The sequence below is a fragment of the Dyadobacter flavalbus genome (assembly GCF_006149045.1).
In the GTDB taxonomy this organism is placed as follows: Bacteria; Bacteroidota; Bacteroidia; order Cytophagales; family Spirosomataceae; genus Dyadobacter; species Dyadobacter flavalbus.
In genome coordinates this window covers 1-15,233 of sequence record NZ_VBSN01000035.1, presented here as the reverse complement: position 1 = coordinate 15,233, position 15,233 = coordinate 1, and the positions used below count along the sequence as shown (strand labels likewise).

Genomic DNA, 15,233 nt, shown 5'->3' with positions numbered 1-15,233 from the left:
TATGTCCTTGACCTGGAAATCCAATTTTAGCGGAAATGAATGCCGTATTTTTCGCGGTAAACTGATTGTAGGGATTTTAAAAAGCAGCAGCTGGAACAATGACGGTTATGGTGAACTGAACGGCCATCTCGTAAAATTCAGGACCAAAGGCGTAGGAAAGCGCACAACAGAAATTCTCGACATAGAAGGTGAGAAGCCGCTCGGACAAATAAAATACAATTTCTGGAAAGGTTCAGCGCGGATTTCGTACAACGAACAGGATTATGATTGGAAGTTTGAATCTTGGACAAGAAGAAAGTGGTCCGTACAAAACGTGGATGCAACGGCCGGTTTCAGACTGACGAGTTTCTGGAAAAATGAAGGCGACATTGAAAATGAAGATGTTTCCGCAGCAGTGATCCTTTCTGCATTGTTTGTACATACTTATTTCCGGAAACTTTCGGCTGCATCCTGAAAAGCTATTGACAGAAATCAGAAAATAAATCTTAAAGCCTGAAAAACAGCACTGCATGAAAATTATAGAAACCTCGGAAATTGCAAAACGTTACGTAATGGGCAGCGAAGTTATTCAGGCGCTGAAATCGGTTACTATTTCTGTCAATAAAGGCGAATACGTTGCATTTATGGGACCTTCCGGCTCAGGGAAATCCACGCTGATGAATATTATCGGCTGTCTGGATACGCCTACAACCGGTAAATACATACTGAACAACAAGGACGTAAGCGACATGACGGAAAGCGAACTTGCTGAAATCAGAAACAAGGAAATCGGGTTTGTATTTCAGACATTCAATCTTCTGCCCAGAATGTCGTCACTTGATAATGTAGCCTTACCGCTCATCTATGCGGGTCTGAGCAAGTCCGACCGAACGGAAAAGGCAATGCTTTCATTGAAAAATGTAGGTCTGGAAAACCGGGCCGGGCACAAGCCCAATGAACTTTCCGGCGGGCAGCGGCAGCGTGTCGCCATTGCGCGCGCACTGGTAAATGATCCGAGCATTCTGCTTGCGGATGAGCCAACGGGCAATCTGGATACCAAAACTTCCTACGAAATCATGGATCTTTTCGATCAGTTATACAGCAAAGGAAATACAATCGTTATGGTTACGCACGAAGAGGATATTGCGCACTATGCGCACCGCATTGTACGTCTGCGCGACGGCCTTGTGGAGTCGGACACCATTAACCCGAATCCGACCAAAGTGAGTATTCTGATGTAGTAAATCGTTATCTTTGCACGAAAGCAAATCCGGATCAATTACAGTTTGCGTGTAATTAATCCGGATATTTTTATTAAAAACAATTATGAAAATCGATTTTAGAGACCTGATATTATTTGAGGACGAGGATTTTTTACTGGTCAATAAACCGCCGCATCTGGCTACGCTGGATGAAAGAACGGCAGACCGCGGCGGCAGCGTTCTGCGGCTTGCAAAAGAGTATAACCCTGAACTGCAGGCTGCACACAGGCTGGACAAAGAAACTTCCGGCGTACTGGCATTTGCCAAAAACCCGGCTGCCTACCGGCATCTTGCCATGCAGTTTGAACATCGCGAAGTAACCAAGCGTTATCATGCGGTTTCAAACGGCATTCACAACCTGGACAGTATTTCAGTATATCTTCCGATTTTGCCGTTAAAAAACGGTACTGCTGTAAAAATCGACCGGGCAGAAGGAAAGATTGCCGAAACCATTTTCAACACGCTGAAAGTATACCGTGGCTATACGTTAATCGAATGCATACCGATAACCGGAAGAATGCACCAGATCCGTATCCATCTTTCCTGCCTGAAAGCGCCGATTGTTTGTGATCCGCAATATGGTGGCGAACCTATTTTTCTTTCAAGTCTTAAACGTAAATTCAATCTTAAAAAAGAAACTGAAGAACAGCCTTTGATTCAGCGTGTTGCGCTTCACGCACATTCACTAAGTTTTGCGCTGATGAACGGCGAGCCTGTCCGCGTAGAAGCTCCTTATCCAAAGGATTTTGATGTGCTGGTAAAACAGTTGAACAAGTTCGGTGTGTAATCCTGCATCGTTGTTCCTGTTGCTGACCAGTTTGGCAAAGTAAATCTTTTATTTTAATTATAAATTATGCAATCACACACACTTAAAAAAGCCGTTCTTATTTCATTTGGATTGGCATTCCTTTCTTTGACAAATTTTGTTTGTGCGCAGTCAATTCGTAAAAATGATGTCATTGTCAGACGTGACAGCTCGCGGATTCAGGCGCTTATCCTGCAGGTAAGTTATGAGAAAGTCAATTACCGCGATCTTGCTGCTCCGGACAGTGCCAAAGCATTCATTTATATGGATCAGGTTGCGCGTATTTTATTGAAAAGTGGTAAAACAATTCATGTAAAAGATTCAACAGCAGCAGTTCGTATGCCTCCGGATACTGCCGGACAATATGCAGATATGACCAACTTGCCTGAAAATCCGTTTGACAGAAGTGTCGTTATGGCCAATTCCGATCAGTTGAGGAATAAATACGAATATTATAAAAACAAGTCGATTGACGGAAAAACCGGTACTATTGTATTTACATCTTTCGCTGCTGCTTCACTCGTTTCAGGAATTATCATTGCCAATTCCGGCAATAGTCCGGATAATAAAAAGTTCGGAAATTCACTTGCAGTTGCAGGCCCCGTTTTTGGCGGTGTATTCGGATTGGTCTGCTTTAAAAATTATAAACTTCACAAAAAGAAGGCAGAAAAAGTGAAAACGGAACTGGAAAGAAGGAATCAGCCTCTGGAAAGTTTAAGATTAGTTCCAGGCTTTGATATACTGAATAAATCCGGTTTTTTAACGTTAAGCTTTTTCTTTTAATGCAGCTTTGCTTAAATTTTGAAATCACTACAAAACTCAGCTTATGAAAGATAATTTCACTTTTAAAACCGGGATATTATCATTGGTTTTTTTGATTGCACTGGTTAATTTTTCATTTATTCAAACCAGCAGAAAGCCGGATATTATTGTTCTGAAAGACAATACGAAGCTGGAAGTGCTGATACAGGAAGTAGATGAAAATGTCGTAAAATACAGGAAAGTTTCTGATCCCGAAGGCCCTGTTTATTCCGTCAGAAGAACAGAAATTGCTTCTATCAAATATGGAAATACAGAAACAGGAACTTTTGATAATGCGCCTGAAAATCCTGAGCGGCATCCCGCTTCTACACCGGAAAAAGTGCATCGTTAATGGTAATTGTGAAAGGTAAAAAGTGAGCGGTGAAATGGGAAGTGGTAATTATCTTTATTAAAATTTTTCAGGTTTAATACCGCTGATTGTAACAATATAAAGGGCAGGTATAAAAAAAGCGATGCATTAATTTGCACCGCTTTTTTTATGTCATTCTGGTTTTTTTAGAATTTGAATGTAACTCCAAGTTGTAAAGGAGAAGCTCCATATCCAACTTCGGCCCATCCACCAAATGTTGGTTTGAAGTAATAACGAGCACCTGCATGTAGAGCAGGAATTATATCTGTGTATGATGTTTTGTAATTATCTAAATAGCTTCCTGCACCTTTCCATTTAGCACTATAATTACGAACATACAAGCCAGCACCTCCGTAAATGTCAAATTTGTCATTGCTTATGTTAAATAGTTCATTAAAGTGATAAGAGGCTCTTGGCCCGGCATAGACATAAGAATATTTCCAGTCACCTCCTAAATAGTTAGTACTAACAAATGCAAGATAAATTCCACCGCTGATCTTATCTGAAAATCCGTACTCACCCGAGGCGTTAATTGGAATTCCACTTCCAAAAAGGCCGTAAGTACCTAGACCAATTCCAACGTTCAGTAATTTATCTCCTTTTTCATACTGTGCGAAAGCTTTTTCAGAAGCTAAACTCATAAACGCTGCAACAAAAAACATTAAGAAAATCTTTTTCATAGTAATAGATTAGTTATTGTTAATAAATTATGGCACAAATTAAAGCCTTTATTTCAACGCTTCAAAACTTGTGCCATTAGTAGTTATTGTACGGGTTAAAAGCTGGGATAAGTGGTTTAAAACAGCTTTTAAAGTATTCAAATCATATATTACTGCGCAATTTGTCTTTAAATACCTTTTTGAACTTGTCCAGCTTCGGGGCAATTACAAATGCACAATATCCCTGATCGGGGTTGTTTGCAAAGTAGTTCTGGTGATAATCCTCTGCCAGATAAAACGTTGGAGCTTTGGATATTTCGGTAACAATCGGTTTGGAATAGGCGCCTGACTTATCCAGTTCGGCTTTTGCCTTTTCAGCCAGATTTTTCTGCTCTTCGTTATGATAAAAAATCACAGAACGATATTGCGTTCCGACGTCATTACCCTGGCGGTTGAGCGAAGTAGGGTCGTGGCTGCGGAAAAATGCCTGCAGCAAGTCGGCATAAGAAATCACTTTCGGATCGTACGTTACTTCCACACATTCTGCATGGCCTGTGGTGCCTGTACACACTGTTTTGTAATCCGGATTCGGAACATGGCCGCCGGCGTAGCCTGAAACCACTTTCTTAACCCCGTCGAGCGATTCCAGAACTGCTTCCGTACACCAGAAACATCCTGTTCCAAAGGTTGCAATTTCCGTATTGGAAGTATCCACATGATCTTCGTCCAGCGCCGAAGCCGTTTCTTTGTTCATTTTGGTTTTTTGTTTTTTATCGGACTGCGCACATGATATGACAACCATGCAGCACAAAAATATAAACATGAAAATCGGGATGGTCTTTTTCATACTTGTTGGTTGCTTTATTTTCCTGAATAGTTAACGAATAGTTTTTAAAGAAAGTTTTATCTGAGGTATTCATTGAATATTTACGAAATTTGACCGCAAAAAGATCGTTTTCAGGCAGCTTATGCGCGCCGAAAGGTACTTATCTCACAATCATGACTTATCTTCATTTCAAGGCTCTTCACATTATTTTCGTTGTCAGCTGGTTTGCAGGACTTTTTTATATGCCCCGTCTTTTTGTATATCATACAGAAGCATCGGAAAGGCCTGATGCTGAACGAAGTGTGCTGTTTGCCCAGTTTGCCAAAATGGAAAAACTGCTCTGGAATGCCATCATGACACCCGCCTGCTGGCTCACTTTGCTGTTTGGCGCCATTATGATTTATCTGAACCCGGCGTGGCTGGATCAGGGCTGGATGCAGCTGAAACTTGCGTTTGTTCTGGGCTTATTGGTGTATCACTTTTTTACACGTAAAATACTGCTCGAATTGCAGCAGGAAAAATTCCGTTTTTCTTCTTTTCAGCTGAGGTTATTCAATGAAGTTGCCACCATTTTTCTTTTCTCCATTGTCTTTCTCGTAGTGTTGAAGAACACTGTCGACTGGCTTTACGGCGTGCTCGGCCTTGTAGCTTTTGCAATCATGATCATGACTGCGGTCAGGATGGTAAAAGCAGCCAGGAAAAAGTGAATTTCAAATAGTTAAACTGCGGTTACAAGTATTTCTACAGAAAATGCACAAGTATTATGTATTATTGAAGAGATAGTTTTTGTGAGGCTAAATGGCTCATTAACAACTATTTGTTGATAGATTATTATTCGTCAGAATTTCATGCAAATCTTGGGTTTGTAATATTTACAACTCTATATTTATGTGTCTGATAGTATATTAATTTATCCGAAGTATCAAATAATACACAATCGTATGAATCATTTTTTTACCTGTTACCTTCATACTCAAAGGCTCTTTTACGCTGTTTTTCTCTCCTTGGTTTTTAGTATTACGATCACTTTTGGTCAGAATGTAAATTTTACAACGAGCAGTCTGAAAGGCATTGCATTAAGCAATCCGACCAGCCTGCAGTTCGGTCCCGACAACCGGTTGTATGTTGCCCAGCAAAACGGGATTATCAAGGTTTTTACCATCACCAGAAACGGAGCAAACAATTACACTACAACAGCTACGGAAACCATTTCACTGATCAATGGCATTCCCAATCACAATGATGACGGAAAAGTTAATACTTCGGTGACGACCCGCCAGATTACTTCCTTGCTCGTGACGGGCACTGCTTCCAGTCCTGTACTTTATGTAACATCGAGCGACAGCCGGATTGGCGGACCTTCCGGGGATCTTAATCTGGATACCAATTCAGGAATTCTTTCCAAGCTTACAAAAACAGCCAGTGGCTGGGACAAAACAGACCTGATCCGTGGTTTTCCAAGATCCGAGGAAAACCACTCTACAAACGGCATGCAGCTGGATACCAAAACAAACATATTATATCTGACTGTCGGCGGGTTCACCAATGCAGGAGCACCTTCTGCCAATTTCGCATACATTACCGAATACGCACTTGCAACAGCCATAGTTTCCATTGATCTGGCAAAAATTGAGGCAATGCCGGTAAAAGGCAGTGGAAACAACAAATATAAATATGACCTTCCTACCGTTGATGACCCGACGCGCAGCAACAATGCCGACAACTCGGACGTGAACGATCCGTTTGGCGGAAACGACGGATTGAACCAGGCGAAAGTTGTGGCAAACGGCCCGGTAGCAATTCATTCCACCGGTTACCGCAATGCCTATGATTTTGTGATTACCAAAACACCCGGCAAAGCAGGAAGAATGTACACCGTTGATAACGGCCCGAACCAGGGGTGGGGCGGAGGTCCTGACAAAGAAGGCAGCAATGGAACGGTTACAAACAATTATGTTTCAGGAGAACCCGGTTCCAGCGGGCCGGGCATCAATGATCCGCAGGTAAACAATCTGGACGGTTTTCACTATATCGGTAATCTGGACACATACGTAGCGGGCAGCTATTACGCAGGGCACCCGAATCCGATCCGGGCAAATCCGGCCGGCGCGGGATTGTACACGAGGTCGGGATCTACGGGCGTTTGGCGTACAAGTAAAACCGGAAGCAGCCCTTTGCCTGCCGACTGGCCGCCGGTTCCTGTGAATATGGCCAATCCGATAGAAGGAGATTATCAGAGTCCGGGCGAGGCAGACAAATCGCTGCTTACCTTTCCTACTTCTACAAACGGGCTGGTTGAGTACACTGCGTCCAATTTCAATGGCGCATTAAAGGGCAATTTGCTTGCGGCCTGTTACAATGGAAATATTTACACTATAAAATTTAACGAAGCCGGCGACGGTGTACTGAACAAGAAAGGAAACAAGAGACTTATTCAGGATGCGCCTTTTGCCTCCAACTTCGGATCGCAGCCGCTGGACATCACTGCACAGGGCGACAACGAAATCTTTCCGGGTACGGTATGGGCTGCTACTTACGGTGCCAATGCGATCACCATATTTGAACCGGCTGACCTTGTTTCATGCAGCGGCCAGTACAGCACTACTTTGGACGAAGACAATGACGGCTACTCCAATGCTGACGAAATAGACAATAAAACCAATCCGTGTCAGGCATCCAGTCAGCCGACCGATTTTGACGGAGATAAAATTTCTGATCTGAATGATCCGGATGATGATAATGACAAAATCCTGGACAACGCAGATTTTTTTGCCAGAGACAGCAACAATGGTCTGAATACAACATTGCCTGTTCAGTACGACCTGTTCAACAACTATCCCGGAACGGGATTCTTTGGCCTTGGATTTACCGGTTTGATGAGTAACCAAAAGGCAACGAACAATTATCAGAACCAGTTTGATGAAGAAAACCTGATTGCCGGCGGCGCAGTTGGCGCTTTCTCGGTTGTAGCAACTACTGCCGGCGACGCATTGGGCGATCTCAACAATCAGGAAAATGCTTTCCAGTTTGGGGTTAATGTAAATGCCTCGACCGGGCCTTTTACCGTAAACGGCCGGATACTTGCAAATTTCTTTAATAACAATGTTCCGGCAGACAATCAGTCACAAGGCATTTATATAGGAACCGGAGATCAGGACAATTATATCAAAATTGCTCTTGATGCAAACGCCGGAAATGGAGGCATCCAGATCGTATCGGAAAATGCAGGCGTGGCAACGACAAATGTCATAACGGTTGCAAACATTCTTTCGGCCACAACAATCGATTTGTTTCTGGCAGTCAATCCTGTTACCGGTGTTGTTCAGCCTAAATATGCAATGAACGGAGGCACGGCTGTAAACGCAGGTCCAGCAATTCAGGCAAGCGGCGCACTTGTAACAACTATTCAGAACACGCCTGCTCTGGCAGTCGGAATTATTTCCACTTCACGCAATGCGGCTTCCTATACGGCAACCTGGGATTACATTCATGTTACTGCCGATCAGGTGACTGCTGCCGGGAGCTGGCAAACGCTTGCTTCAGGTTCGGGTACGCCGATTGGCCGTGAGGAAAATGCATATGTACAGGCGGGAGACAAGTTTTATCTGATGGGAGGCCGGGGAATCAAGGCCGTACAGATCTATGATCCCGTAAAGAAAACCTGGACAAACAAAAGCAATGTTCCGATGGAGCTGCATCATTTTCAGGCGGTGACAATGGACGGACTAATTTATGTAATTGGCGCTTTTACGGGTTCGTACCCAAGAGAAAAGCCGGTTCCGGATATTTACATCTATAACCCGGTTACAGACAAATGGACAAAAGGCGGTACGATTCCGGCCAGCCGTCAGAGAGGTTCAGCCGGGGTTGTGGTTTATAACAAAAAGATTTACCTGATAGGAGGGATCCTGGACGGACATTGGACGGGCCATGTAAAATGGCTTGATGAATTTGATCCTGCTTCCGGAACCTGGAAAACATTACCCGATGCGCCGCATGCCCGCGACCATTTTCATGCCGCGGTTGCCAATGGCAAAATCTATGCAGCCGGCGGCCGTCGTTCCTCGGGCAGTACAAATCAGGTGTTCAGCCTGACGGTTCCCGAAGTGGATGTTTATGATTTTGCTGCGGCCAAGTGGACTGCGCTTGCGCAAAGCAGCAATATTCCAACGCCGCGTGCCGGTGCCGGAAACGTTGTACTGGGTAACGAACTGATTGTAATTGGCGGCGAAAGCCCGCAGCCCGATGCACATATTGAAACAGAAGCACTCAATATCAATACAAATGCATGGAGAAAACTGGCAAATCTTAAGCAGGCCAGACACGGCACGCAGGCCATTGAAAGCAATAACGGAATTTACATAGTGGCCGGCGCAGGCAAGCAGGGCGGCAGTCCGTTACTGAGTTCGCAGGAAGCATTTTACTTTGGCGGAACAACAACTCCCGTGGGCACAGCGCTGACTCAAAGTGCACTTTCAGGAAGCACAAGCCTTGATTTCGGGCAGGTTGCAGCTTCTTCTATAAACAGCAAAACACTTGTACTGCAGAATACAACGGGCAATCAGGCTATTGTCGTAACTTCTGTTACCAAATCAGGCGATAATTCCTTTTCCTATACTTTGCCTTTCCAGTTGCCTTTCGTCATTCCGGCTGGCGGCAGCGTGAATGTTCAGGTAAATTTTGCACCGGCATCTGCGGGCAGCAAGTCGGGAAGCATTGCAATCAGTCATACCGGACAAGCTTCCACTTTTATGGTTTCACTGAGCGGAAATACTGGCGGAACAGTTTCGTCTCTTTACAAGATCAACAGCGGAGGCGCGGCATTGACGCTGGAAAACAAAACCTGGGCAGCAGATCAGTATTATAAAGGCGGAAAAATATTTACCAATACAAAAATCGGGGATATAGCCGGTACCAATTCGGATGCGTTATACAAAACGGAGCGCAGTTCGGCTACACCGTTCGGTTATGCATTTCCTGTTGCGAACGGCACTTATCAGGTAAATTTGCATTTTGTTGAAATATACTGGGGCGCAACCGGCGGAGGGCCGGCCGGGGCCGGAAAAAGATTGTTTGGCGTCAACCTCGAAGGCGGGCCTGCAGAACTTCCGAATTTTGATATTTATGCAGAAGCCGGCGCAATGAACCTTCTTGTAAAAACCTTTGAAGTGACGGTAAATGACGGCACGCTTAATATTGATTTTTCAGTTAATGTTGATCAGCCAAAAATATCGGCCATTGAAATTTTACCCGTTACCACCAGTACATCTGACATAACCGCAAGTCCGGCATCCTTGCATTTCTTCAGTCAGCAGGCAGGCACTGTTTCCGCTTCACAGAATATAACATTGACGAACAGTTCGGCAGCTTCAAAACAGATCAGCGCCATTTCGGTAATGGGTGCCAACAATGCAGAATTCAGTCATGACTTCTCAGAAACTGTAACCTTGGCTGCGGGTGCTTCCAAGGTTGTTGCCGTAAATTTCAAACCTGCATCGCTTGGTACAAAAGTAGCTCAGCTGCATGTAACTTACAGCGAAGCTGCTGAGCCGCTGATGATCGGACTGACGGGAGAAGGAACGGATAACCCGAATCAGGCACCTGTCGCCAATGCAGGAACGGACAACACGGTTACTTTGCCGGCCAGCAATGTGAGTTTAAACGGGTCGGCAACCGATGCGGACGGTACAATTCAGGAATATGTATGGAGCCAGGTCAGCGGTCCGAACAATGCCGTATTCAGCAGTAAATCTGTTGCAAATCCTTCATTAAGCGGACTTGTGGCCGGGACTTATGTATTCAGCCTTGTGGTAAAAGACAACCTGGGCGCAAGCAGTGCCGCCGATCAGGTTATACTGAATGTTCAGCCGTCATCCACGGCAAGCCAGCAGGTTACGGAATTCAGGCTCATCAATGCAGATAATGATCAGGTTATTCAGACTATAACCGAAGGTGCAGTTCTCAATTTGAATGCATTTTCAAAAAACCTCAACATTCAGGCCGTAACCAATCCTTCCGTTGTAGGCAGTGTAAAGTTTGCCATGACAGGTCCTCAAAGCAAGAACCAGACCGAAACAGATGCACCTTATGCGTTGTTCGGTGATACAAAAGGAAATTATTACAACTGGGTTCCGGCAACAGGCAGCTACACTTTGACGGCAACACCTTATACGCTGGCAAACGCAAAGGGCACGGCGGGTACGGCTTTGACTGTTCACTTCAGTATGGTCAAACAGACACTCAAGGCTTCAGACAATCAGCGGTTATCGAACGCAAATGATTATTTTTCAACTTCGTCAGATTCCGAAAATGAATCGGCTGCCGGGATTTTCCCGAATCCGGCAGGTGAAATGATCCATTTTAATGTTGCAGACTGGAAAACAGTCAGATCAGTTACAATCCATAATTTGTCAGGAAAAGAAATGTTCTATTCAGAAAACGTCCATGAATTGTCTCAGGGTGTTTCTGTAAAGGACTTTTCAGCAGGGTTATATTTGATACAAATCAAAAAGACCGATAATACTTTAACTACAAGCAAGATTATTGTAACCAGATAATCAGTAGAAATTAAGTCAACAGCTATAAATCCGCTGAGAACCTGACAACAGGTTTTCAGCGGATTTCTGGTTTATGGTGGAATGTAATTTGCTGATTTGCAACAATGAATTTTATAAAGATTAGGAATCCGGATTTCCGGTTCTGTTCTGAATCAACGACACGAATTACGTATATTGCTATAAGTTATAGCGTTATAGTTTTACATGTAACTGCGAAATATTACGTGAGAATATTATTATAATTATTGTACTTTTTTAAGGATTGAGTAAAACCAGAGTCCATAAATCAAATGGGGGCTTAGAAAGCATCTGAGAACATTTTCAAAGGTTATTAATTTGGATATATAAAAAAATTATTTTAAGTTCTAGAATAAATACTACTAACTTCTTGATTTGTAAATACTTCTAAGTTCAACAAAATGACGGCAAAACTTTTGTTTCTGGCCATTTTACCTTTTATTGTGTAACTGTTTGTCCGTATTATAAGACGTATTTCCGTTTCATATATACTTTTTCCGCTTTATTGGCACATTTGCCTGTTTTATCAAAATATGCTTTTTGCAAGATTACTATTTGCTGAGATTTGTTAACATGTAAACCAGAAGTTATATAATATAATGGGAATCAGTTCAGTACCATTTTTATAATATTCCTTGCCGGCATACCAGAATTGACAGCAATAACCCACTCCAGAAATACTCTTTTTTCACATTGCAGTTACAGAATATGTAAAATTGAATAATACTTGGAAGTATTCTTATAAAAAGTCTGCTTCCTGGCGCTCTGTTCAGTCTGTTTATTAATTAATATTCAGCTCTGTTTCAGCGATTTTGCATGTTCCGGAAAATTTACCCTCTTATATCAGTTTACGTTAATAACAATTGTTTCTGTATTGATCTAAGCACAAATGACAAGTCTGGTAAGAAAAAAATGAAATCTATTTTTCAGCCATGCATTGCTGTATCTGTATACAGCAAGTAAAACCTATGCGCTTAACAATCAGAAAATTAAGTTAAAACAGTTCGTCAAAAACCTGAAAATAAAAATAATGATCAAGAACCTTTACGCTACGTATCATTTCTTTGGTTTAATGCTTTCCAAAACGCTCCGGATTCTCACCGTTTCGGGATCGTTTTACAACGGTTCATTAGACAAATCTTCCCCCCAGTTTGAAAGTTTCCCTGAACGTGGTTATGCCACTTTTAACAGAAATACAGCATACCGTCTGATACCTGTCACAATCCGCAATCTTAATCATAAAGTCATGCTGTAAATCTCTGAAAAGCTTCCTTAAACCCAACTCTATCATTTGTTATTCAACAGTTCCGGTTCATGTAACCTGCTGTTTGTCAATCAGTAAATATTATCATTTCAAATTTTCAATATCCTTAAAATTAATTATTACTAACGATTAATCATGAAGAAAGATTACTCTTTGATTCACAGGCCCCGGCGCTATTTTGTGTGGGCTTGGCCATTAATCATTTTAATCGGACTGATAGTCAGTATGCAATCCTTTGCACTGAATTTCGTCCGTGAAAATGATTTGTTTTCTTGGCCGTTGAAAGAGTTTGCAGCCGTAAAAACGGCTGTTACCCGCTCATCGGAAAAGACGAAACCTGAACAGGACTTTACGCAAAAGTCAAAAGGGATGAAAGCAGGGGCATTGCCATTGGCAGACCCTTGCACAAACATTACAACCCTGCCTTGCGAACAGGTAAATGTAACCTTGCCGTTCAACTTGAACTTTGACGGCAATGAAGGCGGTTTGCTGGACAAGAATGGTGCTCTGATTGGCTTTACAATGGTCGGCGACCTTTCCGGAACTCCTGTATCGACGGACTCCATTTCTTCTACAGCGGTTCCAAAGGGCTACAAGCCTTCCAGACTGACCATTGCCGATGGAAAACTGAATATCCGGACAAACAGTGGAATAGCATTTCAGACAAACAATAATCAGATTAATGCGCTGGGTGCCGGAATTCTGGCAGACGGCAGAGTTGTCTTTGAAACGACCATCATAAACCCGTTTAATGGTACAAAGTCTGAACAGGGTGGTTTGTGGGTTGGACTTAGTGATAAAACCTTCTTGAAACTTTCAATAAGTGCAAACAAGGTAGAAATGCGCAAAGAGCTGAATGATGTTACTTCCGGCGTTACTACAAATGCAAACACCGATCAGCGAGTTACAGGCGTTATAGATAATTTGAGTACAAAGACTGTTCGTCTGCGTATGGTTGCGGATTTTGTTACCAATACTTTGGAAGGCTATTATTCTACGGATGGTGTTGCTTATACAAATGTTGGAACTGCTTACACGTCAGGTACCAATCCGGCTGCTATTAACATTGCCGACATGGCGCTGGCCGGAAAGACAATTTATGCAGGTATTTATGCAACGCATCGTACTAACACCTCTGCTCTTACTTACAGCTTCGACAACTTTTCAATCAAGAATTACGAATTCCCGATGATTACGGCTCCTTACCGGATCAATGCCGGAGGGATTCAGCGGACAGTCGGCTCGGTGGTTTACAATGCTGATGATATATATGCGCGGGTAGCAGGAAACGTAAGTAATGCAAGCTATACTGGTTTGCCAAGCACTATTACAGTACCTGAACTTTATTACGAGCGCCGTTTCGGAAGTAAATTTTCCTATTATCTTCCAATTGCAAATGGAAGATATACGATTAATATGCATTTCGTCGAAAACTTCCAGGGAGCAGCAGGAGGAAGAATTTTTGATGTTAATTTTGAAGGTAATACGCTTCTTGATAATCTGGATATATTTTCAGAAGTTGGCAAAACTAATGTTCTGATTAAAACGATTGAAACGCAAGTTTCTGACGGCGTACTGAACATTGACTTCATTGCTTCAAAAGACAATGCGATCATCAACGCGATTGAAATCCTGCCGGTAACACCTCCTAACGAGGCACCTGTTTTCGCCAGTGCAACTTACTCGTTCAATAAAGATGAAGCAACAGCTGCAGGCGCAGGCATCGGCCAGGTTTCCGCAACGGACGCTGCCGGCCAGACCGTTCATTACAGCATTACTGCCGGCAACCAGTCGTCTAAATTCGCAATTGATTCCGAAAGCGGAGCCATTACACTTGCGGGTACATTGAATTATGCTACTGATTCGGTTTATGTATTGACCGTTCAGGCTACGGACAATGCTACTCCGGCACTTTCTGCTACGGCACAGGTTACGATACATGTAAATAAACCTGTAACGGGTAATCATGCACCAGTTGCAGCGTTGCCGATCAATGATCAGACTGCTGTAACAGGAACGGCCTTTACCTATAATGTAGCAGCTGGTACATTTACGGATGAAGATTCAGATCCTTTAACTTATACAGTTTCTTTGGCCAATGACGGTTTACTTCCTTCGTGGCTGTCTTTTGATGCAGCTAATCTGTCATTCAGCGGCACACCTGATGCAGCAGCCACTTACCGCATTAAACTAACGGCTAATGACGGAAAAGTTTCAGCCAGTACCGAATTCAATCTGGTCGTAAATGCAGCTGCTGCTATTAATCATGCTCCGGTTGCAGCGTTGCCGATCAATGACCAGAGTGCAGTTGCAGGAACGGCCTTTACCTATAATGTAGCAGCTGGCACTTTTACCGATGAAGATTCAGATCCTTTAACTTACACGGCTTCTTTGGCCAATGACGGTTCACTTCCTTTGTGGCTGTCTTTTGATGCAGCTAATGTGTCATTCAGCGGTACACCTGAAACAGCAGCTACTTACCGCATTAAGCTGACGGCAAATGACGGAAAAGTTTCAGCCAGCACAGAGTTCAATCTGGTCGTAAATGCAGCAGCCGCTACTAACCATGCACCGGTATTGGCCTTGTCAATTTCGGACCAGAGTGTTGTTGCAGGCTCGGCTTTCAGCTACAAGATGGCAGCAGGCACTTTCACGGATGAAGATTCAGATCCTTTAACTTATACGGCATCCC

11 protein-coding genes are annotated in these 15,233 nt (G+C 43.2%); 9 read left to right on the top strand and 2 right to left on the bottom strand.

Going from position 1 to position 15,233, the window contains the following annotated elements:
• The first annotated feature begins 1 nt into the window (after position 1).
• The 5 genes from FEM33_RS11415 to FEM33_RS11395 all read left to right on the top strand — a co-directional run bounded on the left by FEM33_RS11415 (position 2) and on the right by FEM33_RS11395 (position 3,199).
• Positions 2-454: a hypothetical protein gene (locus FEM33_RS11415; RefSeq protein WP_139012155.1), complete on the top strand. Its 453-nt coding sequence runs from the start codon at positions 2-4 to the stop codon at positions 452-454.
• Positions 455-509: 55 nt separating this feature from the next.
• Positions 510-1,220, top strand: a complete 711-nt coding sequence (locus FEM33_RS11410) for an ABC transporter ATP-binding protein (RefSeq protein WP_139012154.1) — start codon at positions 510-512, stop codon at positions 1,218-1,220.
• A gap of 85 nt (positions 1,221-1,305) precedes the next feature.
• Positions 1,306-2,028 (top strand): RluA family pseudouridine synthase, encoded by a 723-nt coding sequence (locus FEM33_RS11405; RefSeq protein WP_139012153.1) that lies wholly within the window; start codon positions 1,306-1,308, stop codon positions 2,026-2,028.
• Between the two features lie 66 nt (positions 2,029-2,094).
• The gene (locus tag FEM33_RS11400; protein ID WP_229214202.1) at positions 2,095-2,829 is read left to right on the top strand and encodes a hypothetical protein; all 735 of its coding nucleotides are present in this window, start codon (positions 2,095-2,097) and stop codon (positions 2,827-2,829) included.
• Between the two features lie 43 nt (positions 2,830-2,872).
• The gene (locus FEM33_RS11395) at positions 2,873-3,199 is read left to right on the top strand and encodes a hypothetical protein (RefSeq protein WP_139012152.1); all 327 of its coding nucleotides are present in this window, start codon (positions 2,873-2,875) and stop codon (positions 3,197-3,199) included.
• A gap of 164 nt (positions 3,200-3,363) precedes the next feature.
• Here FEM33_RS11395 and FEM33_RS11390 read toward each other — a convergent pair whose 3' ends face one another.
• Complete coding sequence (locus FEM33_RS11390; protein WP_139012151.1) at positions 3,364-3,897, bottom strand: hypothetical protein; 534 nt, start codon at positions 3,895-3,897, stop codon at positions 3,364-3,366.
• Positions 3,898-4,039: 142 nt separating this feature from the next.
• On the bottom strand, positions 4,040-4,630 hold the full coding sequence (gene msrA, locus FEM33_RS11385; protein ID WP_229214201.1) for a peptide-methionine (S)-S-oxide reductase MsrA: 591 nt from the start codon (positions 4,628-4,630) through the stop codon (positions 4,040-4,042).
• A gap of 245 nt (positions 4,631-4,875) precedes the next feature.
• On the opposite strand from msrA, the gene FEM33_RS11380 reads away from it, so the two are divergent.
• The 4 genes from FEM33_RS11380 to FEM33_RS11365 all read left to right on the top strand — a co-directional run.
• On the top strand, positions 4,876-5,409 hold the full coding sequence (locus tag FEM33_RS11380) for a CopD family protein (protein ID WP_139012150.1): 534 nt from the start codon (positions 4,876-4,878) through the stop codon (positions 5,407-5,409).
• Between the two features lie 234 nt (positions 5,410-5,643).
• Complete coding sequence (locus FEM33_RS11375; protein ID WP_139012149.1) at positions 5,644-11,259, top strand: Kelch repeat-containing protein; 5,616 nt, start codon at positions 5,644-5,646, stop codon at positions 11,257-11,259.
• Positions 11,260-12,307: 1,048 nt separating this feature from the next.
• On the top strand, positions 12,308-12,532 hold the full coding sequence (locus FEM33_RS11370; RefSeq protein ID WP_139012148.1) for a hypothetical protein: 225 nt from the start codon (positions 12,308-12,310) through the stop codon (positions 12,530-12,532).
• A 144-nt stretch (positions 12,533-12,676) separates the two neighbouring features.
• A partial coding sequence (locus FEM33_RS11365) for a putative Ig domain-containing protein (protein ID WP_201747735.1) occupies positions 12,677-15,233 on the top strand: 2,557 nt, incomplete at its 3' end.